Here is a 23,460-nt window from a genome sequence, read left to right on the forward strand (position 1 = left end):
AAGGCGACACAATGATCATCCCATGTGCCGCCTAAATTCTTCATACGTTGACGATATTATAAATTATGGCATATTTGTTAAGAAAGGCTTCACCGTGTTTGCAAAAGCATAGTTGTTTTTCCCATCCCAGTTAATCGACCACGTCATCGCGCCGCGAATATCCGCATATTTCGCAACAGGTTTATACGTTCCGCAATTATTCCCTGTTGCTAAGCAGCTAAGCGCATTGTTTACGACAGTAGGACTGACATAACCTCCACCAGCTGCGGATGTCGTAGCTGGAAGACCAAGACCAAGCTGCGAAGGCGCTACCCACTGCAGCGACAAGTCGGACAACGCTGTTAAGAAATTAACTGTGCCTTGAGCATAACATACGCCATCACGGCCGAGCATACAGCCGGAATTGTAGTACTGTACATTAATAACCGTCGTAATATCCTTGAGGTTCTTATAGAGCTGCATATAAGTTGTATTTTGACTTTGCATATCAATCGTTTGCGGAGCCATCGTTAAGATGAAGCTTGGTCCAACTTTTTGTTGAAGCTGACGAACTGCGCTAGTTAAATTGGCAACGTTCATCCCATTTTCTAAATCGATATCAATGCCGTCAAAGCCGAACTGCGTAATTAAGCTGTACATGCTGTTTACAAAATTGGCTACATTCGGAGACGAGCTGCTCAAATCAATGTTGCCATTTTGCCCTCCAATAGCGAGGATAACCTTCTTGCCTTGCGAACGCTTAGCTTGAATATCGCTAATAAGATTGGCATTCGTATAGCCTCCAAGTGCCGAGGACAATGAAGAATCTACATTGAAAGTGACTCCGCCTGGTTTGGACATGTCCATATCTGCAAAAGACACCACAATGATATCATATTGACTTGGCACTGCGCTAAGTTTGAGATTCGTTGCGCCATTTACGAAGTTTTGCCAGTAGCCTGTGAGGATATGTTTCGGCAGTGACCCTCCTCCGCCTGAGCTATTGGTTTTGCCGCTAACCGCTGAGCTTGCGGCTGAAGCATTGCCTGCGGCATCCTTCGCCTTCACTGTAAAAGAATAAGTAGTGTTTGCTGCAAGTCCTGTTACAGTAGCCGTTGTACCCGTTGCTGTCGCAGACAATGAACCTCCTCTGTATACGTCATACCCCGTTACTCCAACATTATCGGTAGATGCAGTCCAAGATAAGGTAACGCTGGACGATGTTGTTCCCGATACGCTAACATTTTTCGGAACCGTTGGAGCGATTGTGTCGCCTCCCCCGCTTTTGGTAGCGACGCTAAGAGAGTTGCTGGCAGCGGACAAATTGCCTGCCGCATCTTTCGCTTTGACGGTGTACGTATAAGTCGTGCTTGCACTTAACCCCGTTTCCGTGAAGGTCAATGTACTGCCTGACACACTTCCAACGAGTGCAGAAGCCCGATACAAATGGTATCCAGTAACACCGACTTGATCAGTTGATGCATTCCAGGCTAACGATATGCTGGATGTAGTTGATCCGGTTGCACGTAAATTTGAAGGAACAGTTGGCGCTTGCGTATCGCCGCCTCCTCCTCCTTGGACGAGTCCCCATAAAGCAGGCACGTTAGACGGTTCCCAACCTGTTAAAGATGTATGCGCTTGTATGCACTTATAGCTTGCTCCGCCATAAGTTACGGTATCATTTACGGCATAAGATGTGTTAGGCGCCCAAGCACCTCGGTCAGCTGCATTGGCCATTCCTGGCATTAAAGCGATGATTAAAACTGCAATTAGCAAAATAGCTGAAATTTTCTTCAAAGTCGATGGGCTGTTCGAAACAATCTTCATAAGATTCCTCCTTAAATTGTCAATACAGTTACCAAAACGCTATCCGAAAAAATACTGCAGCCTAAACCACCGCCTCTCTCAGAAATCCAAAATAATACCGTCATGATCATCATCCACTCAAGAAGCCCCGTACATTTCCACTTTAATCCATCCCCTCTTTTCTTCTCAAGAGCAAAAATGGATAAAAGAGGGATAAAATACTCTCAAATACAGTCGCCAATTACTTTTGGAGGAGGAATAGCTAAACGCATAAAATATTAATTATTGTTAAAAATAGGTAGGTGACCACAAATAGAAATCCCATTAATTAGAAACCAGGAGGAATGATATGAAGAAAATAATGGTGTTAATCGGTTTGATCATATCCGCTCTTACTCTCGCAACTGCAATGAACCATGCGAGCGCAAATGCGGTCCACGTAAATATCATCAATGGTGAAGGGAAGCAGATAGGTACAGCGGAGCTCTCGCAAAAAGCTAATAAAGTACATATCCTCATTGAGGCTGAAAATCTTGCTCCAGGGACCCATGGCATCCATTTCCACGCTGTAGGCAAATGCGATGTCCCTGATTTCACGACTGCCGGCGCCCATCTCAACCCTCAAAGCAAACAACATGGCTTCCATAACCCAAAAGGTTTCCATGATGGAGATTTGCCAAACATTGAGGTTGGTGCAGATGGTAAAGTAAAAGCTATGATCACTAGTGAAACCGTAACATTGGCACATGGGAAACCCAATTCGTTATTTCAACCTGAAGGAACATCCATCATTATTCATGAAAAAGCGGATGATTATGTGACAGATCCATCTGGAAACTCAGGAAATCGAATAGCATGCGGAGTTATCAAATAGAGAACTCCCTTCTCACTTGAACAACAAGAATAAACCGCGAAGTAATCAAACGATTACCTCGCGGTTTATTTTTATTGCTCCGTTTTCATTTCAAAGCTCCCTTTTCACTTCGAATCCCCTCTTACATCGTTCCGCCACCACCGCGTATGGATGCAGGGATCTTCTCAGGCCCTTCATTGATATAGCTATATTTAAAAGTGGCGATTTTCTCTTCATCATAGCAGAAAATTTCAACGTGCTGGCTTCTTTAGCGCCAGGCCGCGTTGAGCTTCGGTTAGCTCCATTGTTTTCGTCCAAGCTGTAATGACAACCTCTTTGCCGGCAGGAATATCTTTATTTGGAACTGCCAATACTCCTGCTCGCTGCCACCTCATGCTTGATTATCCTTTTTTAATTGTTGAATTTTCCGCTCAAGCTTGTCGATCAGAGCTGGAGGTGGGCTGCTTTCCCCTTCACACCATTGAGAACATTTGTTCCTTGTAAGTTAAATGGTTTAATGTCAGATACATATCTTCCGAGCAGCAGTGTCTTCTATGCACATTTGATTTTTCGAATAAAATACCCTTTTTTTGCTAAAACATGCAAATAAAACAACAAATAGGTACCTGTCCGTTACTATACGATTGATTAGTTCATATTGTGGTTAATGTTGGAGGTGATCGTCGCTTTATGCATATAACTAGGCATCAATTAGCGAAAAACACGAAATTTGAGACGCCCTATTATGTTGTCCGGGGTGACTCGCAAGGTAACAAGGTAATGATTACGGCTGGAGTCCATGGAAGTGAAATAGGCAGCATTTATGGAGCAAAGCATCTTTTAAATCAATTAAAAAAAAGATCACTCCATATCAAAAGAGGAGTTCTTATCATTGTTCCTATTGTCAATCAACAAGCCTATAAAAGCTGCAGCCGGGGTAAGCCCGATTTGAATCGAACTTTTCCACGACCTAATCGCGCAGCATATCATCCTCTTTCGGCAGCATTATTTCATTTAACGAAGCAATTCCAGCCGAGCTGGTATCTTGATCTGCATGAAGCAAACGGGTTATTTAAAGTAAATCCACGATCTCTTGGTCAGACGCTGATTACGAATCCCAAGAGTGAAGCAATCCCAACGGTAAGACGAATCGTCTGTCATATGAATCGTTCCATCAACAACAAAAAAAGAAAATTTTCTACTCGGTTGCATCACTTGCCTGGTTCTGGCCGCACTGCTGTCAACACCTACTTAAAAGCAAACGCAGTAACGATTGAGACCTCTATCGGTTTGCCTATTTCAGATCGCGTTAAATTTCAAGTGGCAATTCTAGATCGTTTTTTGAATGAATTACAATTGAAATAAGCAGATAATGGCGACACTTCACGCAATACCAAAAAGACCGCATTGGCAGCAGCTGCCAATGCAGTCTTCATTTATTTTCAAATGGTATCACAAGCCTACCCTGCTATATCGCAAATCAGTCCCAAGGTTGCTTCACAGTCAAAAATCCAGCGAACTTCTTGCTCTCATCTCTTCTAATCTTGCGCATTTCTGCGCGGTGCGGAGCAGTCTCGAACAGCTTGAGCTCCTCTTCCGTTTCTGGAACGACTAACGGAACGGGAATGGGCTTCCGATTCTCATCCAATGCGACAAACGTCAAAAATGACGTTGCGGCAACTTTGCGCTCTCCGCTTAACAAATCTTCCTTAATCACCTTAACAAAAACCTCAACAGAAGTACGGCCTGTCCAAGTTACGAATGACTCCAGGCATACGGAATCCGAAGGTCTAATGGGCTGGAGAAAATCGACGGAATCCGTTGAGGCTGTCACGACTGATCGCCTGCAATGCTTGGTTGCAGCAATGGAAGCAATGTCGTCAATGTAAGCCATTAGTTTACCACCAAATAACGTATTATGATTGTTAACGTCTGGGGGAAATACCCTTGCCGTTTTGTAGCATTTGGATTCACGCGAGTACCTTTGCTCCATGGTTATTTTTCCCCTTTAGTAAAAACGGATAATAGCTGCGCAATGGCTTTCTCTTGATCGACTTCTAAGCAAAAATCAATGGGGCGACCGACAGTTGAGCGCACTCTGCGATCCGTAATGATCATTCCAGCCGTATAGCCTGTCCCACAATCGATTACCGCATTCATCGTTTCGATTTGGACGAGTGACGGGTTAATGGCTACGAGAACAGCTAACGGATCATGCATCGCGCATTCCCCATCAAATTCGTTCGAGAACGCATAGAAATCAAAGTAAGGCTCTAATGCTACATTCAGAAAATCGAAAATTTCTCGTTTGTCCTCTGCAATCTCACGTGACAAATAGGCCATATGCTGCTTGCTTAACCGAGTCTTCTGCGTAACGTCAAGACCTACTATCGTAAGCGGAAGCTGCGATTCGAATACGATGGCAGCTGCTTCCGGATCGCCGTAAAAATTAGCTTCGCTGACAGGCGTACTATTTCCTGGTACAAATACGCTGCCTCCCATAATGACAACCTTCTTGATTTTGGTTTCAATAGTAGGGTCCAGCTGCAAAGCAAGAGCCAAATTCGTCTGTCTGCCTACGGTAACGAGAGTAAGCTCGCCAGGGCTTTCATTTACTTTTCGAACGATGAACTGTGCGGCAGTTTCCGTTTCCAGCTGCTTGGGAGACGGCGGCAAAATGGCATCTCCTATACCATTATGCCCATGGATATGGGACACGGACCCAGGAAATATACGTTTAAGCGGTCCTGCAGCACCTTTAGCAACAGGAACCTCATACCCGCAGTTCGCAACTTGAACGACGCGCAATGTATTTTCAGTCGCTTGTTCAACATCAATATTTCCGACTCCGGTCGTGATGCCCTCTACTTTTATCTCTGGAGATAAGAGCGCGTATAAAATGGCTAAGGCGTCATCGATGCCTGTATCTACGTCAAGCAGCATTCTGTTTATGTTTGACATGTCATAACTCCCCCTTCTGCTTTCGTTCATTGTAAACAATTAATGAAGCAATAACCAAGCCTATTTTATAAAATTATTCATTATTTAATAATAACAATCCAAGTTTAGCCTAACTCGGCCAGTTGCTTTAGCTGTTCATTGCGATGCTCCAAAAATTTATTCATGTATGCCTTTAAAACTATGCGCTCCGTTATCCAACCAAGCCAGCCAAGTGGGGCCTCGAAGCGCAGCGTATCCGTCATTAGCGTGCCTTCCTCATGCTTTTCAAATGTGTGAACATGCCTTAGGCTCTTGAATGCTCCTTTTTGCGTTTCATCGACGAATAGATAAGGAACATTAAAATCTGTTATTTTCGATGTAAGCCGCTGTCTAATTCCAAAATGCGTCGCTTCAAACGTAACCAACTCACCTGCTCCTATACAGCCTGTCGTCACTCCGGCTACCGCTCGCTCACGCGTATGCTTCCAAACTGTTCTCGTATGTACATCAATATCTCGCGCCAAGTCGAAGCAGCGTTCTATCGGTGCCTTTATAATTATGCTCGTCGTTACTTCGACCAACCCATTCACCGCTCTTCTGTCTCAAATTCTAAAACTGTATGCATACAATTACTTCATACAACTAAGATAAGCCTTCTTTGATCATGTTCATAAAATAAGACTTATGCTCGGGATGGCATGCGATCAAATAAGGCTGCCCGCTCATGCCTGTAAACGGATTACCGTCATAATCAAAGATGACGCCTCCTGCTTCCTTCACTATGAGAACACCCGAATACAAATCCTCGCCTTCCGAGTTATACAAGATTATAGCATCCAAATCGCCTCTTGCGAGCATCGTCCATTGGAGCGTTGGCGCCCAAAGCCTCATCATCCGTTTCGTATTGACGTCTATGTAATGTCTTAACTTAACGGCTCGCTGTTCATTTTGAACCGCATGACCCAGAATCCAGCCTACTCTTGCTTTATTAAATGCTTTTGCCGCACCCATTCTGACTAGCTTAGTATTGCAAGATGTACCCTCGTTCTCGCTTGAAACATAAAGCCGATCCGTCATCGGCTCGTAAATAACCGCAAGAACAACATTTCTCTCAAATACAAGCGTTATCGATATGCCAAACAAGGGCATGCCTATCGCAAAGTTGTTCGTACCGTCTAGCGGATCAACCAGCCACATCCAGTCGCTTTGCACATCATTTTCGCCATATTCCTCTGATCGAATCTTATGGTCTGGAAAAAGACGCCTAATTTTATTCAAAATAATAGCTTCAGCCAAATGATCGACTTCCGTTACAATATCGCCGTGGTCATCCTTCTCTTCATAGTGATCCAGTGTTCCGAACTTCTCGCGCGTGAGCCGTCCCGCTTCGTATGCTGCAGCTATCGCCACTTCCCTTGCCCTATTCAACGTCACTTGATCCAAAGTGTCGATCCCCGCTCTATTGATTTTTTCAATACTATCAGCCACATTACTGATCATTACTCTTTTTATCTGTATAGAAATGGAGCCGATTGCCGAACGGATCCGTTAAGCTCACTTGATTCCATTCGTCATCAAAGCCCGGCCGAGCGAATTTATATTTTTTTCCAAGCAAATACTGCTGCAACCCCTTGGCATCATCATCCTGGATGCGTACAGCCGAGCCTGGTGAACAATCACCGTAATGCTCGGATAAATGGATGATGCAGTCACCATTCGAAATCTGCATATAAAGCGGCATGCCTGACTCAAAGCGATGCTCCCAGTCACATTTGAACTCCAAAAAATCAAAATAAAAATCTTTGGCCTTCTCTTCGTCAAAAATCCGAAGTATAGGTACAGTACACTTCATCTGAAAAGTCATCGGTCACACCTCCTTATCCAGTGAGATATCCTCATGATTATACATTTATTCCTCGTGGGACGGAAGGTTGATCACAGGAAAAAGGACCGTACCCGTTTGCGACAATCGCATACAGATACAGTCCATTATTCATCTTAGCACCAATTATTTTACGATACTCTCCAACACATCATCGATGATTTGCGAGTTTGCAATAGCACCTGAATATAACCAGCTTGCCGTGTTTGGATATTCGTAAAGCTTTCCATTTTTAACTGCAGATATCGCTTGCCAGATCGGATCCTTCAAAGTTTCAGAGCCAGAATCAATATCGCTGTTGATGAGGAAGATATGATCGGCATCCAGCTCTGCCAGCTTCTCTAGAGAAATAGCATTCCAGTTGCCAGTACCGGTTGCAGCGATTTCTTTCACGACTTCAGGAGCCGTTAGACCGAGGTCATTGTAAAGGACAGCGCCGCTTGATAATTTATCGCTAACGACGAAGAAGCTCTTTTGAACTAGCCAAATTGCTGCGGCAGATTCGCCTGCTGCTGCGCCTTGAAGTTTCTCTTTTGCTTCTTTCGCTTTTATTTCATAATCATCTAAAACCTTTTGAGCATCTTCACTCTTTACTAGAACCTCGCCGATTTTCAACAACGATTTGCGCCAATCAGCGTTAATTTCATCGCCAAGTGTATAGGTAGGAGCTATCTTTGAATATTGCGCATATTTGTCGCCCTCAACTGCACTATTACCGCCTATTAGAATAAGATCAGGGTTAAAGCTTGTTACCGCTTCAAACGGCAGATCATAAGGAATGGGAGGAATGCCGTCGAGCGAATCTTTCAAATAATCTTGCGTACCGTTTTGAACGGACCACTGTGCGACAGGCTTAACTCCCAAAGCTACAAGATGGTCTTCCAAATATGAAGCGATAATGCGCTGTGGGTTTGCAGGTATCGTTACTTCGTTTCCAAGTGCATCCGTTAATTTAAGCTCAGTAGGCGTTTCTGCAGCAGGTGGTGCATCAGTTGCAGCCGGTTCATTATTATTGTTTCCTCCACAAGCAGCAAGCCAAAGCGACATCACAATCAAACTCATAAGTAAAAGTACAAATCTCTTATTATTGCGAATAAACACGATCGTTCCCCCTAAATGACTTATTATTGTTGAAGTGAATCTCATTCACCTCAAAGACAACTAATGATAACAATTATCATTTTCATTGTCAATCGCGCGGTTTAAATTTTTAAACCTGCGATCTAGGACACCGAGGCAGCTCATCTGATAAATTCTTGTTCGAAATGTTTATGCATGCACCTGCAACGTCATCACCCCACCATCAGGCGGCATCGTTTAAAGCACTTCCTTTCCTTCGAATGAACAATTTATATTATTGAGAGGTCATCCCAACCATATGCCATTTCGACCAAATGGCCGTTGCCAAATTGGATATCCTTTTCCGCAAAAACCTTGCCGTCTAATCTGGAATAAAAGGTTGTCGCGGGATTATCAGCTAAAACCCATACCATTAATGATCGATAGTTATGTTGTCTCAAATGATTTACGATAGTAGAAAACAATGCTTTTCCATAACCATTTCCTTGGTATTCTCTCAGCAAGTATATGGAATAGAGTTCTGCGTCGTATTTATATTGTTCGCTTCTGCACTTTCCGCCATTTGAGAAACCGACTATCTCTCCAGCGTCATTTTCCAATACGAAGTTTGCTTCATCGGGATTCAAATGATGAAATACCCATTTCCAATTATTTATGCGCTCTTCAACGCTTAGATTGTTCAAATATTCATCCGAAATCATTCCTTTATATGTTGTCTTCCAACTAGCAACATGAACATGAGCAATGCCAGGGGCATCATCGATAGAAGCCTGCCGTATCCGCATTTCAAATAGCAATCTCCATCTTGATGGAAGGATGATACACATAATTTTTTAATTCAAAATCATCAATCGTAAAATCATCGAATCTTTTTATATTTGGATTTATCCAAAGCTCAGGCGCAGGGTAGGCAAGACGTTGAATCTGCTCCTTCAACGGATCTATATGTCTCTCATAAATATGAGCATCATTAATATTGAGCGTAAATGTTCCTAATTTATATCCCGTTACTTGGGCAATCATTCGTTGTAAAACGTAATATTGAAATACATTAAAAGGGTTTCCTAATCCGATATCGTTTGACCTTGCATTGACCACTAGATGGAGTGCTCCTTGTTTTATAAGCCATTGGTTGTTCCATACACATGGAAAAAGCTCCATTTGATCAAGATCATCAATGTTCCAAAGGGATATGACATGCCTTCTAGATGCAGGATTATGGATGAGTTGATCAATTAAATGATGAACTTGGTTTGTAATCTTACCTTTCAGCATGATAGGCTTACCTAGCTGATAACCATACGCCTTGCCGATATTATTATTCGTGTTTGTCCACTCTTTCCATATCTTCACATTATTTTCATCCAGATAGGTGCAATCGCTTGTTCGCTTAACATAAAACCACAACAGCTCATGTATGGCCGACTTCCACGGCACTCTTTTTGTTGTAAGGATAGGAACCTCAGTATTATCAAATTGGAGTTGTTTGGATATCAAACTTTTCGTATAGGCTGCTGTACCATCTGCCCATTTTGTCCTTATGTTCTGATCTTTGTCCCAATCCCCATTATGAAGAATTTCAGTGACTAATTCACTGTAAATCTGATCAGCTTTCCCCATCATAGAACCTCCATTATCATTCATGTGCTTACTAATTATATCGAAACAGACACCTAACATAAACTAAATGATACAATGTATGTAAATAATATCATTCATCAGTGTCATGCTTGCAGGGGGTTTAAATCTAATTGTTGGCATAAAAAGATATGTTGATCATAATAAGGGTCTTCACAACGAAAATAACGACCATAAAGAGTAAAACTTCATCTTATAAGATTTCAATATTCACAAAAGCTAAAGAAAAGACTGCCGCTCGTTTTATTAATTGCCATTGTTTACGACTTGAAGATACACGAAACACAATATTAGATATGATGTGACACAATTAATAGCCCCTTAGAACTTATACATCGTTCTAGGGGGCTATTTCCCTTCAACCATTAAGCTTACCGGCAGTTTAGCTCAATAGATCCATGTTATTTGCAACATCCATCCATCTCCTAACGTTATACTGAAAAGGGGGATTATAATGAAAAAATTTATGATAGTCTTGCTAGCAATTTGCTGCATTATAACAGGGTGCATTAATGACAAGAAAAAAATTACGTTATTACAGATCAAAGATTTATTTGAAAAACATGGGATTCCTTTAGTAAAGCCAATAGAATTAAATATGGATAGTGTATTTCTAATGACTTTAAATGGTGTCACACCTGAACCTTTTATTATTAATGATGAACAGATAATCAGTATTTATGTCTATTCATCCAGTTCTGGCGTCAAGAAAGGAATAAAGGATTTCGAGGATAATACGGCAGCGGCAGATGTGACGGAACATGGAAGATACCAGGTCGCGAATGTCTTGATTTTTTATAACTACGAAGGTTCCCGTACCCCTAAAGATAAACGAGTTGAAATGGTTGCAAAGGACTTGTAGGAATGTTGCTGCCCTAGATAATTCCATTTACTGCACGCATTCTCCACGCCGCCCATGGAGGTTCTCCACTCACACGTCTCAACGGGTCTATGCCCTCTCATTCCTTCGTTACGCCTATCCAAGGGGTGGAGGCCGGTCTTGCTAACGGTACGGGTCGGTGCCCTTTGGTTTAATGCATCCGGTACTCGTGCTTTCTTTGAAATCCAGCATTCGTGAGAAAACTATATCGTACTGAGGGAGTTCAATGATGGACTCTATAGATTATATAACGCTATCCATGTAGAATTCACTCGTTCATTGATACGCAACGTAAAGTTACTGCAGCAACCGAAAATTATTATTTTAAATTTCCAAAAGAAAATTTCAAGTTTAAAGTAGAGGTAAATGATCAGATTGTAGAGAAAGATTTTTTGATTTCGAAAGATCATCAAATTTTTGTCGTATTCACTTACAATAATGACTCGATTTTAACAATTAATTATACTACGAATACCCTTTCATACGAAAAGCCGCTTGCGAACAATTCGCTAAGCTGCTTTTTTTGGGATTGATTTTACGTAGAAATAGCGCACACCTGATCACAGGATCTGGGCTATTTGACGCTTACAGTTATTCTACCTTTAAATAATTTTGAGAAATTCTTTGATAGGAAAGCGGACATCTGTACAAAATTCCTCATTTTGTGAAGAAGTCCAGCCTCTTCAAAAATGAAAAACAGAGCAATTGAAAGCTAGCCTAAGAAAATGAAAAAAAGGACCGGTCGCAAACGATGCGAACACGGTCCTTTTTTACGATTGTTCCACGGAAGGGAAATCGACGCTCAAGACCAATTTTGTAAGAATGTTAATCTCTACTTCTATCGTTAATCTTACGGGTACGATAGCCTAATGGATGAACGGAAATAGCCCCCTAGAACGTTGTATAAGTTCTAAGGGGCTATTAATTGTGTCACATCATATCTAATATTGTGTTTCGTGTATCTTCAAGTCGTAAACAATGTCAATAAAACACCCGGCAGTCTTTCACTTGCTTTATGATCATCGTTGAAGGTTTTACGTATAAGCCATTATTGCAACGATTGTAGATGCTCCTCAAAGCGATCCCAAGTTTCAGCAATTCCTTGCTCCATTCCCATTTCCATAACCTTTTTGAGTTCTTCTGCGGAAGCATATTTGCCTCGGTTAACAATCTTCGTCTTGCCTTCGTGCTCTAGAAAAGTTATTGTAACCTGAGCGGAAGGCATTCCTTCAGCCTCATTACCTTCAGCATCTGAGAAAAAGTCGACTAAGACGATTTTTTCATCTTGCACAATCTCCTGATAGATTGCTTTACCCCAAGATTCGAAACCGAAAAAGTCCCCTTGATTCTTATCCATACACTTCATACAGTAATGCCAAATACCACCCGGACGAAAATCGACATTGCATACCGTCAGTGTCCAACCGCGAGGTCCCCACCACTGCTTTAAATGCTCTGCCTCCGAGAAAGCTTTGAATACAAGCTCGCGCGGTGCATTAAAAACACGCTCTAGAATAAGTTCTTGACCCTCTATCTTGGTAATCATTTTGTTTGTCATCGAAAATTCCTCCTGAAAATTAGTTTTTATTTTTATTTAATTGTTCGAATTGCAGCTTCTGCAAGTAATGATCCAGGTTGTCGAATCGTTCACTCCAAGTCCTTCGGTAGCTTTCGAGCCATTCGTCGAGAGCTTTGAACTGCTCTATTCGGAGACTATAGTTCCGCTTATTGGCATCAGCCTGTACTTCAACTAGTCCTGCCTCAAGCAAAACGCGCAGATGCTTTGAGGCTTGAGGTTGGCGGATATGAAGTCGATCGGCGATCTCCCCTACCGTTAAGGGGCCGCCTTGCAAAAGCTCCACAATTCGTAAGCGATTGGGCTCGGCGAGTGCGCTAAAAGTCGATGTGTTCATGATTTTGATTTTCCGTGAATGGTTGAACCAGCTGTTGTATCAGGCGCAGCACATGCTTTACTTCCAAAACCATTCATATCAATCCACCTCATCTCGTTTGCGCTTCTATCTCTTGAACTCAATATACCACTTAAGGAATATTCCTGTCAATGAATATTCAATAAAATCACTCCATTTCTGTTTGGCTTCATTTCGCTGCTATTACATTCGAATCTTTTGCTTTTACACAAAAAAAGACTGGCACCATGTCAGGTACCAATCTCAGTCATTTTCTATTCATGCCTCGTTCCACATACGATGTTTAATTGTTTGTACTTTGAATACTTATTTTTTTCGACCAAGTTTTGCCGCCTTCGGTTGTTCTATACACCGCAGGGCTAGACGTGCTTGTATCAGCCATCCATCCTAAATCCTTGCTTGTGAACGAAATAACACTCTCAAACCCTTTAATGGTCTTGAGATTGGTCCATGACTTTCCTGCATCTAAAGAACGGCCAACTCCAATGACTTCACCTGCGGGAGAATAGCCTCCAAAAATAGCTGCTCCTTCGACCAGCACCATGTTGCTGGGATGACCGTCAGGCGAAGCCGGCCCTTGCTTCACTACACCGACAGCTCCACCCGGAGCTTGGCCGCCTCCTGCTGTAACTTGACTAATCACTTTTTTCCAGCTTGATCCATTATCGGATGAGGCATAGAGAGAATATGATTGCTGGGACATGCCAGCTCCTCCATAAAACTCAGCCCAAATTTGGCTGCTTCTCGTATAAATCTCACCACCGCTGATCTCCGTTGATTTCACACTCAGTTTTGTTGACCAAGTCGCACCGCCATCCGTTGTCCGAGATAGCTTGTAGCCAAAGCCTGGTACTATGATAAGCGTCCATCCATGCTTAGCATCCGTAAATTCGGCATAGCGAGTATTAGCTGGCGTCGTTATTTTCGTCCAAGTTTTCCCGCCATCCGCCGTTTTATAGGCAATAGCCCGTGTATATCCGAAGCCGTTTTTTGTATCTGTAAAATGAATACGCTCAAGAGCGATACTACCAAGATGCACCTGCATCCGAAGTTCCAATCAAGAATCCGTTGCCTGCCGCGCGTCCAGTTGTCCCGTTAAGAAATTGTATATCGCTAAAATGAAAGGTTGAATCACCTGCCGGAGTCCCGCTGAAAAGATCCTTTGCCGTTGACCCAGCAGCCGCCTGAGAAAATGGCACAGCTGCCGTAGGTCCTATTGCAAGCGCCGCTGCAAAAAGTCCACTCTTTAGTAACTTTGTAAAGTCAAAGTCCAATGCATTTGCCTTTGTCAAGCTTTCCGGGCTCGTTGTTAACCGCTTGCTTTAATTGATGGAAATTGCATTTGAGTATAGTTTGAGGACTGTAGTTCCGCTATTTCTGTGTTTTTTATCATTTTGAACGTGCAAGAGGACACCAGTTCCGTTATTTCTTACATATTTAAGCTAATCCATGATTTTTAGAGTGAATAACGGATTCTGAGTCCGAAAGTATCTAGAAAACAGCAGATTTAAAGCATATAACGGATTCTGTGTCCGCAAAAGGTTCAATGGATATCACTTGTTATTGACTATTTTGTAATTCCAATTGCAATTGATGAGAGCAGGACTCTTTTAAGACGATAAGACCCTTTTTAAAATATTTTCCGCAACGCTCTCGGCGGTCTTCAAAGAACCAGTTATCATCGCTTGCCTAAAATAATCAAATATAGGCTGACCTTCTACGCTGCGCGCTTCTGCCTGCATATCCGTGTCAACCATGCCTGGGTCTACCTTATAGATTGTAACTGATCGATGCTCCTCAAGCTGGACGCATGATGTGAACATATTTAAAGCCGATTTCGATGCGCAGTAGATGCTCATACCGGCTGCTGCATACTGGGCTGAACCTGATGAGACATTTACAATTATTCTGTGCGCATCCCAAAGCTCTGTCTCCTTTATTAATGATTGAGTAAGCAAAATTGGAGCAAGCAAGTTAATTTGTACATTTCTAATCAAGTCTTCAGAGGAGCAGCAATCGATAGCGCCAAGAGGCGTTACTTTTGCTGCATTATTAATTAATGTAATGGATTCTATATCGGAATGATTCATAAGTTTGAACATTTCATGCATGAAAGTAGAGATGCCCTCTACGTTCTGCAAATCATATTTCATAAAATGAAACTCACAGTTATGTTCTGCTGCAAGTGAAATTAGGTTATCATTCTCGCTTCTTGATATCGAGAAGATAAGGTGGTTAGGATTCATAAGCTGCTTGCAAATTTCGAAACCTAATCCACGAGACGTACCTGTCACTATAAATGCTTTCAACGTACACCTCCCTACCTTATGCCTCCTGCTCATCCAAGAACTGCTTTATGGATAAATAAAGCTTATCCCGCTCCTTCTCGCGTATGGCATGTCCAGAGTAAGCAAATTCTTTGACGGTTACCGCAGTGAACATATCCTTGTAATGCAACAAATCCGCTTCGCTTAACAATGAGTCTTCAAGCATACCTCTAATAACCATGGCGGGAAGCGCAAGCTTAGCCTCCATCCGTATTTGCGTTGATTCCCGTTGTATGCCTTTTACCGCCTGCTGCCGAATGAACTTATTTCTGCCCGTTGGAATCAGATATTGGTTGATATAGTGGTCAGCCCATTCGGCAGACATTTCTTTATGTTCAGCAGGATAGTCCTCGACAATAAGCGATACGATCTGATCTGCATGATTTTGAGCAAACCCAAGCGCATAGGATACACCGCGAGAGTTGCCCATCAAATGGAAACGTTCAATACCTGTCTCTTGAACAACCGCTGACAAATCAGACACATGATCTGCCAAATCATATTTTGTTCGCGGCGTATCGCTTCGGCCTCTCCCGCGAAACGAGAGAACGATCGCTCTTCGCGGCAGCAAATAGGCCAACAAATCCTCATATTCTTCTGCCGCTTCCGATAATCCTGGGCAAATAATGATAGGTGTGAGCTGATGATCAGCCACACGCAAAGTATCCAGATAATGAATATTAACATCTTGATTAGCAGCTAGACCTGATTCAAACATAGGTAAACCCCCTCAAGCGATTCCTAATCATCAATCATCTTTCTCTAGCAATAAGGAAACACTTATCTGTTTGGGTAAAGCCGATACGCGGATAATACTCGACAGCTGTAGGCGCAGAAAGTAGTACGAGTGAAACTTCCGCGCCAAGCGACTCGCGTAAGCTGTCGACCAGCTGCTTGCCAATGCCAAGCCGTTGATACTCCCTGTCGACGGCCAGATCCGAAAGATAGCAGCAATAAGCATAATCCGTAATGGCGCGAGCAACGCCAACAAGTTTATCGCCGTCCCGGGCGCTAATGATAATGTCAGCGTTATCAATCATTTTTTGCAAACGCTCTAAATCCTGAAAGGGGCGCTTTATGCCTGAGTTTGCGAATACTTGCGAAAGATCAGACGCAGATAATGCTTTACTATTTTCATAGCGAATCATAGTTGCCCTCCATGACCATCCTATTGTTTATTCCGGAATGCCAAAATGTGAGCAACGTGATGGTTGCCATGCCAAGCGTAATTTCCGAGTGTATAGTCTAGTGCATAGGTTTCTTTCGACCCCGGGTGGAAAAATAGCTTTTTAAAATCCGCGTCCGTCAATGATCGCAGTAAAATGGCCCATCTCTTGTGCAGATGGTCAAGAAGGGCTAATGAAAGCTCGATATCCGCATCTACTGTATCATGAAGCTCTGCCCACCGCTCCTCGTAATAGGGTTTGATCGTTGGAGTCTCTTCTGTCAATGCAAGCTTAAAACGTATGTAACTGTTCATATGACTATCCGCAACATGATGTACGACTTGCTTGATTTTCCATCCGCCTTCGCGGTAAGGGGTATTCAGTTCTTCCTCGTTTAAACCGTCAACACTGCTGCGGAGAAGGCTTGGCAGCTGCTTGATTTCCTCAATCCAAGCTTCTCGCTGCTGCACCGAAATCTCGCCTGTTAGGCTGAATGTTCCAATCGGATATCTTTCATCCATACAAATCCTTCTTTCTACTTATAGAATAGCTAGCAGTTCGTCCAATTTTGTAACCGTATGCAGCGGTGTTGCCGATAACTCTTCGCGCCAGGGCAAGAACCGCGCTTCTTACATAATGCTCGCTGTAGTAATCCATAAGCTCTTGATGATCTGGCTTGTCCATCCATGGCAATGATCCATCAATTCTCGGAAAAGCTCCCGCTTGTCTTTATAGCCATCCTGATCTCATTCGATAATGAGAGCAAGCAGCTGATCATGCGATTCCAAATGCTCGAAATAATGACTCAGAAACGAGGCAGCAAATAACTTAAATGTATATGTACGATCCAATAGGGTATTATCCAAATCAAAGATGACTGCTTTAATATCCGCCACATCAAAGCCCCCTTCATTTTCATGATTATACAACTATTAGGAGCTAACGAATAGTCAGTTTTTTTACAAATCGATAACCTGTCGACTCAAACCCTAGCGATTTGTAAAAATGATGCGCTCGCATTCTCTCAGGCTTTATTCCACTGGTCAAATAGAGGGTATGCGATTCCCGATCAAGTGCCCACGACTCTGCAAATTGAACGAGGGCTGTTCCGATGCCTTGTCCCTCGAATTCCTTCTTCGTAACCAACAAGGAGATTTGCGTTACAGGGTCTTCCTCTTCATAGGAATAAAGCTCGCGAAGTCCCATCATGCCTACAACTTTTCCCTCGATTTCTGCAAGGAAGGTAAAGGCACCCTGCAAAGAATCTATTTTGCTCATTCTAATTCTCATCTGCTCAATAGATGTAGAATAGCCTAAATCCAGCATAAGCTCGGTTATGTCCATTACATCGTCAGCTTGATACGGACGTATGACCATCAAATGCTAATCTCCTTTACTAAATGTGAGTCGACTAATGGAGCAACAAGGTACCTATTGATAAGATTAAGGTGGCAATTGATCAGTCTATTGAAATTCATGAGTCGCAATATATCTCAAAATCTGTTCAAACAGCTCTTCCCGCTCCCAAATCACTTTGAATCCTTTCATAACGGCGTCACCCATCTCCTGATTCACTGGCAGCTGCAGCCATTCTTCACCTGCAACGCCATACTCGGCTTCGAGTCCGCTCGCATATTCGATTCGCAAGGAGGTTAGCAGTCCCCACTCCTCCTTCGACGCTTGCTCGATGTTGTCGAATGGAAACTGATGAAGAATAGCTTCCAATGTCTTAGTCTTCTTATCTGAAATAATGAGGAAGCTCAAATCCGCATCCGCTTCTTCATTCTCATCATCTGCACAGGGGCCAACCAAAGCGATGCCTGCAATATGCGATTGCCCGCCTGCCCATTTTACAAAATCGTACATTAGCTTATAATAATCTGCTCTCATCGCTGCTGCTCCTCCAAATACCACCGTGGAATAATGTTATTAAAATGATCATGGTCCCGAAGCACTCTCTCCAGCTTTTGCGTCATAATGCCAAGCTCGGATGGCCTCACTTGCAAGATCCAAACGATAGAAGAAACGATTGTCATCGCCAAATAAACCGAATATAGCGTCCAAAATTGCTCATCTGGCTCATTGTTATCATGATATCCTTTAATTTGTCCAATCGTGAACGGAATGCTTACCTCGCTGCTGAACATTCCCGCCTTCAAAAATTCGTGAACAGGATCTCCCCAGTCTAGACGGTTAAAATCAATAACACCTGCTAATCTTTTATCCTTCACGATCAAATTGCCAACATGGAAATCGTCGTGCTGGAAGACGTTTGGCCTTCCCTCCATCAGATGCAGATGCCGATCAATGAATGCTAAAAACTGCTCATCTCCCGCTATTCGTGCCTCACCGTTCAAATACTGCTCCATATAACGCTTGTGCTTTGCAAGCTTGCGCTCATGCCAAGGAGCTGTAGCTGCTGGTGCTTGCCACCTATGCATCTTCGCAAGCTCCGCGCCTGCTTCCAATCCGATCGCTTGCTGAATGGAAGGCGAATAGGCAGGCAAAATATCCGTTGCCTCGTCCCCTTCAATATAAGTCAAAAGCATATATCCGATATTTGAATTTGGCAAAACGCCTATCTCTACTGGTTTCGAGCATAAGACATCATAGCTTACCATTTGACAGATCGCATCATATTCAGCCTGCTTAGCGGATCGCTCATCCAACGAAAAGCATCTTAACAAATACGTCTGATCATCGTTCTCTACAATAAATTTTTGGTCATTGGAATAACCTTTATTAATTTTCGATATACGACTGCTTCCATGGAGCAGACTAATTTCATTTACTAATCGTTCGGATAATCCCTCTCCGTTCAATCGATCTCCCCCTGACTTAAGCATATGATCAACTCTATGAACGTAATTTCAGCTCCCCAAGCGCAGCTTCCAGTCTACTTGGCTCTAGATCAGCATGGAGACTCACGCGAATAACATCTCCAGCCTGCTTGCCCAGCTGCTTCCTTATTTTCTGAGTCAAGCCGAGACAATGGCATTCCAGCCCCATTTTCGCCAGAGAGCCTCTGTATTCAACGGTTTCATCGAATATCGATCTTACCTTCACTTGTCCTTTAACGCCAAATTCCTCTTCTACTTGATACGGAAATGTAATATAAGCGGCATCCATACCATCATGCTTCAATATTTCAGCCTTAAAGCTATACGTCTTCAAAGGGCTGCTCCTTTCTTAACCATACATCCTTATAATCGATTTTGCCCCAAGCATTAAGTGAGATTCCTTGAAGAGTTTGATGATGGCCGACTAATTGCAGACTATGGTGAAGAAATAATAAACTGAAATTGCGTTTTAGCTGCGCCTGAATATTTGCCAAATAACCCATTCTAATCGCCAGATTCTCTTCCTTCAAGCACATGGAAATTTGATTTTGAATAAAGCTTTTGTCCGCTGGATTCCTGTGATTTGTAATGCAGTTATTTCTTGACATATACATCTCAATGAGTGAAAGGTCCGGCTGCTGTCCAAGCACCTCGCCGCTTAGTATTAAATCCGCTTGTGCAATAATAGCAGGGTTATAAAGCTCTTCGACCGGCAAGACAACCAATTCGATGGAAATCCCGATTTTTCCGCTTGCTTCTTGAAGCCATTTGGCGCTTTGTTCATTAGCTGGCATCTCGTACGTGTACAAGGTCAAGGTTTCACCATTATACCCGGACTCTTCCATCAATTGGGCGGCATGGGCTGGATCATATGAGGAGCAGTAGATATCATCCCTCTCTTCCAAAATAAAGCCTGCAGAAGGCTTCTGTCTAATGCCTCCCAAATCATCGATCATTTGCTGTCGGTTTATTCCGTAATGAATTGCTTGGCGGAACTTGATCTGCTGAATGATATTATTTTTTGTCTCATTAAAAGTCAGGAAGGTGCTCCCTTGCTCTAGCTGTGTTAATGCGTTGCTTAAGCCCCTCTTGATTTGAGCGTCAAAATAGACGAGCTGCTCCTCTTGTTCCGGCTGAGACAAGCGCGGATTTTCCTCATAATTTGGCCATACCCACATCTCGATCCGGTCCAAATGAGGACAGCCTTCAAAATAATGCTCATTTGCCTGAGCAACAAGCATAGATTCATTATTTTGGATGATATGAAAGGGGCCTGTACCGATTGGCAGCGCTTCAAACCTCTCTTCAATGCCCGGTTCACTTGTCAGATCCGGTATGATGGAGTAACGCTCCGTGCAAAGGAAATGAAGAAATAATGCATTCGGCTCCTTTAATTCAAACGATATACAGTACTTCCCGATTTCTCTTATCTCACTAATCATGGAGGTCATCCACTCGGAAGAAGAATTAACGAGCAGCCTATGGAATGTGAATGCAACGTCCCGTGAGGTCATAATCTTGTCATGATGAAATCGAATCCCTTTTCGCAAAAAGAACGTCCATTTCGTTTTCGTATCGTCACTCTCCCAGTGATGAGCAAGCTGCGGAATAAATTTGCCCTCCTGCAGCGAATACTTGATCAACGTATTAAAAACCTGCTCGATCCAATGCGTTTCCGTACGCCGACTAACAAAAGCCGGGTCCAATCGCAATACGCGACGATAGAATGGAAATCGCAGAACATCCTTCTCCTCCGTATCCCGCTTCAAGCCAAAGTGCTCGGTTAACCATCCCATGATCTCTGACTTTATGGCCTGGTCCTGATCCATCTCCAGCATGCACCATGCTTCATTGATCTTGCCCTTCTCCACTAGACCTTTGGCTTTCCTCGACACCATCTCGCGATAAGAAATGAGAAATACGATCTGCGAGAGATTGCCGCGTCCGCGCCCTGGCAGCCACTCGATATATTGCTTCTCAATCATTTTGGTCAAAAGAATTTGTACGTTCCTGCGCGTGCAGGAGAGAATGTCGCAAATGCGATCCATTGATAGCGGAAAGCTCTCCCTTTCGGGTACATGAACAAAGGTTTTTCTGAGCATGCCATAATAATCATCGACTTCCATGTACACACCGCCTAAAAGACGAAACCCTTTTGAAGCAGGCTTCGCATGTTCTTCCTCTTTTTACAAAAGTATAATTTACAGCTGGAGCACGGTCAAATGAAAGAAAACTACCGACTATGATGGCATCAGTCAGTAGTTCTCTATCGCTGTCATTCCATATTTACTTTTGCTGCTTACTGTAAGCAACGACTTCATCATAAGATAAGCTGCCGCCAAATATATCCAAAGCACTGCCAATCGTAATGTCCAGCTTGCCGTTTGACAGCTCATTAAATTGATCCATATCCGCAATCGATCTAGCGCCACCGGCATAAGTAGTCGGGATGGTCACCCAATCGGCGAGCGCACTTACAAGGCTTTGCTGAATGCCGCGCTGTTTCCCCTCCACATCCACGGCGTGAACGAGAAACTCATCACAAAATTGCTCCAAGTAAGCTATATTTTGTTGGTTCACTTCAAAGTCGCTGAACTGCTTCCATTGGTTTGTTACGACAAACCATTTGCCGTCCTTCTCCTTGCAGCTCAGATCGATTACCAAGCGGTCCTTGCCGACTTCGGACACGATTTTCGCCAAATGCTCCTCATTCAGTTGACCGTCTTTGAAAATATAGGACGTAACGATAACATGGGATGCGCCCTTCTCCAAATAAAACGATGCATTGTCCGAGGTGATGCCGCCGCCAATTTGTAAGCCGCCAGGATACTGCTCAAGCGCGTTAACTGCTGCCGCTTCATTCCCGCCGCCAAGCATAATGACATGGCCGCCCGTTAGCGCATCCTTCTTAAATAGCTCGGCATAATAGGCCGAATCTTGCTTGGACACAAAATTTTCTATGATTTCGGTATTAAGCGTTTCACCAACAATTTGTTTCACTTTCCCATCATGCAAATCGATACAAGGTCTAAACTTCAACATGATTCCTCTATTCTGTATGTTCTATGATCGAATGTCTTTATATGAAAAATAACCTAAAAGTCATTTATAAATCAACTATAGCAGCCAATCTATTTCGTGAGTTGCGACTTGCTTGCCATATAGTCTATCAAATCGGGAAGACTCAAATCCTTCATAGAAGGAATCATCAAATCGTAATCAGCAAACGTAAAGTCCTTCGTCAGCTCATTCGGTACGATTACCGTATGCAGACCAGCCGCACTCGCTGCCCGGAATCCATTTAATGAATCCTCGAAGGAAACGGCTTCGCTTGCTGTTACGCCAAGCTTCTGCAGGGCAAGCAAGTACAGCTCGGGATCTGGCTTCACGTTCGCAACCTCATCCGCTGTACTAAAGCTATCGAAATAACCAGCTAATTGATGTTTAATCAGATAAGGCTCAATCCAGTCCATATGCGAGCTTGAAGCGAGTCCGACCTTCAGGTTTAACCGCTTCGCCTCCTCCAAATAGGCAAGAACGCCTGGACGAATCACAGCATCCTTCAATAGCTCCGCATAAATCGCTTTAAACTTCGACTTGAACATTTCCAAATCAATAGCTTCCGCAACGCATTCATCGATGTAGGTATAAGGATTAAAATGATCCATGGATGTTCCAACGCATTTGGCATACAAAGCTACAGGAAGCTCTACGCCATACTCTTGATATACTTGCCGAAAAGCATAATAAGACGGCGTCTCCGTATCAATAATCAATCCGTCAAAATCAAATACGAGTGCTTTTATCATGTGGCTTATTCCCTGCTTTCTCACAAATGATTGTTATATGTTCGTTAATTCACATGCTAATGCTCTTCTCTTTCGTTGCAATTTCAAAAGAAATTAGTACTTAGCGCAAATACGAGCATCGCAACGACGATGGCTGCAAAAACATAACCGACCACTCTGATCCCTGTTGGCAAAGTACTCCAAATAATTTTTTGCGGAGCTCCCCCGCCTTCGATTCGCTGCGCATCCTCAAGTTGCGAATCAAACGAACCGCTTCTTCCCGTATCATTCGTTGATGCCTGCGTTTCATGAATGTTGTTTGGCTTTTCATCCATTTCATGACCTCCGCA

At 43.1% G+C, this 23,460-nt stretch carries 31 protein-coding genes; 3 read left to right on the forward strand and 28 right to left on the reverse strand.

The features are described from left to right. Positions 1–63 precede the first annotated feature (63 nt). Positions 64–1,806, reverse strand: coding sequence for a fibronectin type III domain-containing protein (locus AC1TPC_RS02700; protein WP_482065346.1), 1,743 nt, complete (start codon positions 1,804–1,806; stop codon positions 64–66). A 328-nt stretch (positions 1,807–2,134) separates the two neighbouring features. On the opposite strand from AC1TPC_RS02700, the gene AC1TPC_RS02705 reads away from it, so the two are divergent. Further along, positions 2,135–2,659 carry a superoxide dismutase family protein gene (locus tag AC1TPC_RS02705; protein ID WP_482065347.1) on the forward strand — a complete coding sequence of 175 codons (525 nt, stop codon included), beginning with the start codon at positions 2,135–2,137 and terminating at the stop codon, positions 2,657–2,659. Positions 2,660–2,889: 230 nt separating this feature from the next. Here AC1TPC_RS02705 and AC1TPC_RS02710 read toward each other — a convergent pair whose 3' ends face one another. After that, on the reverse strand, positions 2,890–3,033 hold the full coding sequence (locus tag AC1TPC_RS02710) for a hypothetical protein (RefSeq protein WP_482065348.1): 144 nt from the start codon (positions 3,031–3,033) through the stop codon (positions 2,890–2,892). A 295-nt stretch (positions 3,034–3,328) separates the two neighbouring features. Between AC1TPC_RS02710 and AC1TPC_RS02715 the strand changes: the two genes are divergently transcribed. After that, positions 3,329–4,003, forward strand: a complete 675-nt coding sequence (locus AC1TPC_RS02715) for a succinylglutamate desuccinylase/aspartoacylase family protein (RefSeq protein WP_482065349.1) — start codon at positions 3,329–3,331, stop codon at positions 4,001–4,003. Between the two features lie 115 nt (positions 4,004–4,118). Here AC1TPC_RS02715 and AC1TPC_RS02720 read toward each other — a convergent pair whose 3' ends face one another. The 8 genes from AC1TPC_RS02720 to thyA form a co-directional block, all read right to left on the reverse strand. Further along, positions 4,119–4,631, reverse strand: a complete 513-nt coding sequence (locus AC1TPC_RS02720; RefSeq protein WP_482065350.1) for an acyl-CoA thioesterase — start codon at positions 4,629–4,631, stop codon at positions 4,119–4,121. 2 nt (positions 4,632–4,633) lie between these two features. Continuing rightward, positions 4,634–5,599: a nucleoside hydrolase gene (locus AC1TPC_RS02725; protein WP_482065351.1), complete on the reverse strand. Its 966-nt coding sequence runs from the start codon at positions 5,597–5,599 to the stop codon at positions 4,634–4,636. A 104-nt stretch (positions 5,600–5,703) separates the two neighbouring features. Next, entirely contained in the window at positions 5,704–6,159 is a 456-nt protein-coding gene (locus AC1TPC_RS02730) for an SRPBCC family protein (protein ID WP_482065645.1), read from the reverse strand. Positions 6,160–6,220: 61 nt separating this feature from the next. Further along, positions 6,221–7,066 carry an inositol monophosphatase family protein gene (locus AC1TPC_RS02735; RefSeq protein ID WP_482065352.1) on the reverse strand — a complete coding sequence of 282 codons (846 nt, stop codon included), beginning with the start codon at positions 7,064–7,066 and terminating at the stop codon, positions 6,221–6,223. Position 7,067: 1 nt separating this feature from the next. Continuing rightward, positions 7,068–7,442: a glyoxalase superfamily protein gene (locus tag AC1TPC_RS02740; protein ID WP_482065353.1), complete on the reverse strand. Its 375-nt coding sequence runs from the start codon at positions 7,440–7,442 to the stop codon at positions 7,068–7,070. A gap of 144 nt (positions 7,443–7,586) precedes the next feature. Continuing rightward, a complete protein-coding gene (locus tag AC1TPC_RS02745; protein WP_482065646.1) occupies positions 7,587–8,522 on the reverse strand; it encodes an ABC transporter substrate-binding protein in 936 nt (311 codons plus the stop codon). 287 nt (positions 8,523–8,809) lie between these two features. After that, positions 8,810–9,337, reverse strand: a complete 528-nt coding sequence (locus AC1TPC_RS02750) for an N-acetyltransferase family protein (protein ID WP_482065354.1) — start codon at positions 9,335–9,337, stop codon at positions 8,810–8,812. Next, entirely contained in the window at positions 9,327–10,160 is an 834-nt protein-coding gene (thyA, locus tag AC1TPC_RS02755) for a thymidylate synthase (protein WP_482065647.1), read from the reverse strand. Before thyA ends, AC1TPC_RS02750 begins: the two co-directional genes overlap by 11 nt. Positions 10,161–10,632: 472 nt before the next feature. Between thyA and AC1TPC_RS02760 the strand changes: the two genes are divergently transcribed. Continuing rightward, complete coding sequence (locus tag AC1TPC_RS02760; protein ID WP_482065355.1) at positions 10,633–11,040, forward strand: hypothetical protein; 408 nt, start codon at positions 10,633–10,635, stop codon at positions 11,038–11,040. 1,066 nt (positions 11,041–12,106) lie between these two features. Here AC1TPC_RS02760 and AC1TPC_RS02765 read toward each other — a convergent pair. From AC1TPC_RS02765 to AC1TPC_RS02850, 18 genes are all read right to left on the reverse strand, one after another. Beyond that, the gene (locus tag AC1TPC_RS02765; RefSeq protein WP_482065356.1) at positions 12,107–12,616 is read right to left on the reverse strand and encodes an SRPBCC domain-containing protein; all 510 of its coding nucleotides are present in this window, start codon (positions 12,614–12,616) and stop codon (positions 12,107–12,109) included. Positions 12,617–12,635: 19 nt separating this feature from the next. Continuing rightward, positions 12,636–12,971, reverse strand: a complete 336-nt coding sequence (locus tag AC1TPC_RS02770; protein WP_482065357.1) for an ArsR/SmtB family transcription factor — start codon at positions 12,969–12,971, stop codon at positions 12,636–12,638. A gap of 301 nt (positions 12,972–13,272) precedes the next feature. Then, complete coding sequence (locus tag AC1TPC_RS02775; protein WP_482065358.1) at positions 13,273–14,034, reverse strand: hypothetical protein; 762 nt, start codon at positions 14,032–14,034, stop codon at positions 13,273–13,275. After that, positions 14,015–14,281: a hypothetical protein gene (locus AC1TPC_RS02780; RefSeq protein WP_482065359.1), complete on the reverse strand. Its 267-nt coding sequence runs from the start codon at positions 14,279–14,281 to the stop codon at positions 14,015–14,017. The genes AC1TPC_RS02775 and AC1TPC_RS02780 overlap by 20 nt, the downstream gene beginning before the upstream one ends. Positions 14,282–14,599: 318 nt before the next feature. After that, a complete protein-coding gene (locus AC1TPC_RS02785; RefSeq protein ID WP_482065360.1) occupies positions 14,600–15,298 on the reverse strand; it encodes an SDR family NAD(P)-dependent oxidoreductase in 699 nt (232 codons plus the stop codon). Between the two features lie 16 nt (positions 15,299–15,314). After that, positions 15,315–16,034, reverse strand: coding sequence for an alpha/beta fold hydrolase (locus tag AC1TPC_RS02790; RefSeq protein WP_482065361.1), 720 nt, complete (start codon positions 16,032–16,034; stop codon positions 15,315–15,317). Between the two features lie 34 nt (positions 16,035–16,068). Beyond that, complete coding sequence (locus tag AC1TPC_RS02795) at positions 16,069–16,464, reverse strand: GNAT family N-acetyltransferase (protein ID WP_482065362.1); 396 nt, start codon at positions 16,462–16,464, stop codon at positions 16,069–16,071. Between the two features lie 20 nt (positions 16,465–16,484). Next, entirely contained in the window at positions 16,485–17,003 is a 519-nt protein-coding gene (locus AC1TPC_RS02800; RefSeq protein ID WP_482065363.1) for a YfiT family bacillithiol transferase, read from the reverse strand. Further along, on the reverse strand, positions 16,996–17,166 hold the full coding sequence (locus tag AC1TPC_RS02805) for a hypothetical protein (RefSeq protein ID WP_482065364.1): 171 nt from the start codon (positions 17,164–17,166) through the stop codon (positions 16,996–16,998). Before AC1TPC_RS02805 ends, AC1TPC_RS02800 begins: the two co-directional genes overlap by 8 nt. A gap of 62 nt (positions 17,167–17,228) precedes the next feature. Then, a complete protein-coding gene (locus AC1TPC_RS02810) occupies positions 17,229–17,378 on the reverse strand; it encodes a hypothetical protein (RefSeq protein ID WP_482065365.1) in 150 nt (49 codons plus the stop codon). A 43-nt stretch (positions 17,379–17,421) separates the two neighbouring features. After that, complete coding sequence (locus AC1TPC_RS02815; RefSeq protein ID WP_482065648.1) at positions 17,422–17,859, reverse strand: N-acetyltransferase family protein; 438 nt, start codon at positions 17,857–17,859, stop codon at positions 17,422–17,424. A gap of 87 nt (positions 17,860–17,946) precedes the next feature. Continuing rightward, the gene (locus AC1TPC_RS02820) at positions 17,947–18,372 is read right to left on the reverse strand and encodes a hypothetical protein (protein ID WP_482065366.1); all 426 of its coding nucleotides are present in this window, start codon (positions 18,370–18,372) and stop codon (positions 17,947–17,949) included. Beyond that, positions 18,369–19,304 carry an aminoglycoside phosphotransferase family protein gene (locus AC1TPC_RS02825; RefSeq protein WP_482065367.1) on the reverse strand — a complete coding sequence of 312 codons (936 nt, stop codon included), beginning with the start codon at positions 19,302–19,304 and terminating at the stop codon, positions 18,369–18,371. Before AC1TPC_RS02825 ends, AC1TPC_RS02820 begins: the two co-directional genes overlap by 4 nt. 34 nt (positions 19,305–19,338) lie before the next feature. Further along, positions 19,339–19,656: a DUF1905 domain-containing protein gene (locus AC1TPC_RS02830; RefSeq protein ID WP_482065368.1), complete on the reverse strand. Its 318-nt coding sequence runs from the start codon at positions 19,654–19,656 to the stop codon at positions 19,339–19,341. Beyond that, complete coding sequence (locus AC1TPC_RS02835) at positions 19,643–21,448, reverse strand: ABC transporter substrate-binding protein (RefSeq protein ID WP_482065369.1); 1,806 nt, start codon at positions 21,446–21,448, stop codon at positions 19,643–19,645. The genes AC1TPC_RS02830 and AC1TPC_RS02835 overlap by 14 nt, the downstream gene beginning before the upstream one ends. Before the next feature lie 160 nt (positions 21,449–21,608). Next, complete coding sequence (gene hisA, locus AC1TPC_RS02840; RefSeq protein ID WP_482065649.1) at positions 21,609–22,361, reverse strand: phosphoribosylformimino-5-aminoimidazole carboxamide ribotide isomerase; 753 nt, start codon at positions 22,359–22,361, stop codon at positions 21,609–21,611. 92 nt (positions 22,362–22,453) lie between these two features. Then, positions 22,454–23,131 carry an HAD family hydrolase gene (locus tag AC1TPC_RS02845; RefSeq protein WP_482065370.1) on the reverse strand — a complete coding sequence of 226 codons (678 nt, stop codon included), beginning with the start codon at positions 23,129–23,131 and terminating at the stop codon, positions 22,454–22,456. Positions 23,132–23,214: 83 nt separating this feature from the next. Beyond that, complete coding sequence (locus AC1TPC_RS02850) at positions 23,215–23,445, reverse strand: hypothetical protein (protein WP_482065371.1); 231 nt, start codon at positions 23,443–23,445, stop codon at positions 23,215–23,217. Positions 23,446–23,460 lie beyond the last annotated feature (15 nt).

The organism is Paenibacillus sp. Y280 (genome assembly GCF_056786335.1).

Bases quoted from the DNA above. Each gene is read 5' to 3' on its own strand.
- AC1TPC_RS02760 (WP_482065355.1), top strand. From the start codon at position 10,633: ATGAAAAAATTTATGATAGTCTTGCTAGCAATTTGCTGCATTATAACA.
- AC1TPC_RS02795 (WP_482065362.1), bottom strand. From the start codon at position 16,464: ATGATTCGCTATGAAAATAGTAAAGCATTATCTGCGTCTGATCTTTCG.
- AC1TPC_RS02800 (WP_482065363.1), bottom strand. From the start codon at position 17,003: ATGGATGAAAGATATCCGATTGGAACATTCAGCCTAACAGGCGAGATT.
- AC1TPC_RS02835 (WP_482065369.1), bottom strand. From the start codon at position 21,448: ATGGAAGTCGATGATTATTATGGCATGCTCAGAAAAACCTTTGTTCAT.
- thyA (WP_482065647.1), bottom strand. From the start codon at position 10,160: ATGGGGAAAGCTGATCAGATTTACAGTGAATTAGTCACTGAAATTCTT.
- AC1TPC_RS02715 (WP_482065349.1), top strand. From the start codon at position 3,329: ATGCATATAACTAGGCATCAATTAGCGAAAAACACGAAATTTGAGACG.
- AC1TPC_RS02705 (WP_482065347.1), top strand. From the start codon at position 2,135: ATGAAGAAAATAATGGTGTTAATCGGTTTGATCATATCCGCTCTTACT.
- AC1TPC_RS02850 (WP_482065371.1), bottom strand. From the start codon at position 23,445: ATGGATGAAAAGCCAAACAACATTCATGAAACGCAGGCATCAACGAAT.
- AC1TPC_RS02710 (WP_482065348.1), bottom strand. From the start codon at position 3,033: ATGAGGTGGCAGCGAGCAGGAGTATTGGCAGTTCCAAATAAAGATATT.
- AC1TPC_RS02740 (WP_482065353.1), bottom strand. From the start codon at position 7,442: ATGACTTTTCAGATGAAGTGTACTGTACCTATACTTCGGATTTTTGAC.
- AC1TPC_RS02845 (WP_482065370.1), bottom strand. From the start codon at position 23,131: ATGATAAAAGCACTCGTATTTGATTTTGACGGATTGATTATTGATACG.
- AC1TPC_RS02770 (WP_482065357.1), bottom strand. From the start codon at position 12,971: ATGAACACATCGACTTTTAGCGCACTCGCCGAGCCCAATCGCTTACGA.
- AC1TPC_RS02805 (WP_482065364.1), bottom strand. From the start codon at position 17,166: ATGGACAAGCCAGATCATCAAGAGCTTATGGATTACTACAGCGAGCAT.
- AC1TPC_RS02790 (WP_482065361.1), bottom strand. From the start codon at position 16,034: ATGTTTGAATCAGGTCTAGCTGCTAATCAAGATGTTAATATTCATTAT.
- AC1TPC_RS02725 (WP_482065351.1), bottom strand. From the start codon at position 5,599: ATGTCAAACATAAACAGAATGCTGCTTGACGTAGATACAGGCATCGAT.
- AC1TPC_RS02815 (WP_482065648.1), bottom strand. From the start codon at position 17,859: ATGGTCATACGTCCGTATCAAGCTGACGATGTAATGGACATAACCGAG.
- AC1TPC_RS02745 (WP_482065646.1), bottom strand. From the start codon at position 8,522: ATGAGTTTGATTGTGATGTCGCTTTGGCTTGCTGCTTGTGGAGGAAAC.
- AC1TPC_RS02720 (WP_482065350.1), bottom strand. From the start codon at position 4,631: ATGGAGCAAAGGTACTCGCGTGAATCCAAATGCTACAAAACGGCAAGG.
- AC1TPC_RS02765 (WP_482065356.1), bottom strand. From the start codon at position 12,616: ATGACAAACAAAATGATTACCAAGATAGAGGGTCAAGAACTTATTCTA.
- AC1TPC_RS02775 (WP_482065358.1), bottom strand. From the start codon at position 14,034: ATGCAGGTGCATCTTGGTAGTATCGCTCTTGAGCGTATTCATTTTACA.
- AC1TPC_RS02700 (WP_482065346.1), bottom strand. From the start codon at position 1,806: ATGAAGATTGTTTCGAACAGCCCATCGACTTTGAAGAAAATTTCAGCT.
- AC1TPC_RS02820 (WP_482065366.1), bottom strand. From the start codon at position 18,372: ATGAGAGCAGATTATTATAAGCTAATGTACGATTTTGTAAAATGGGCA.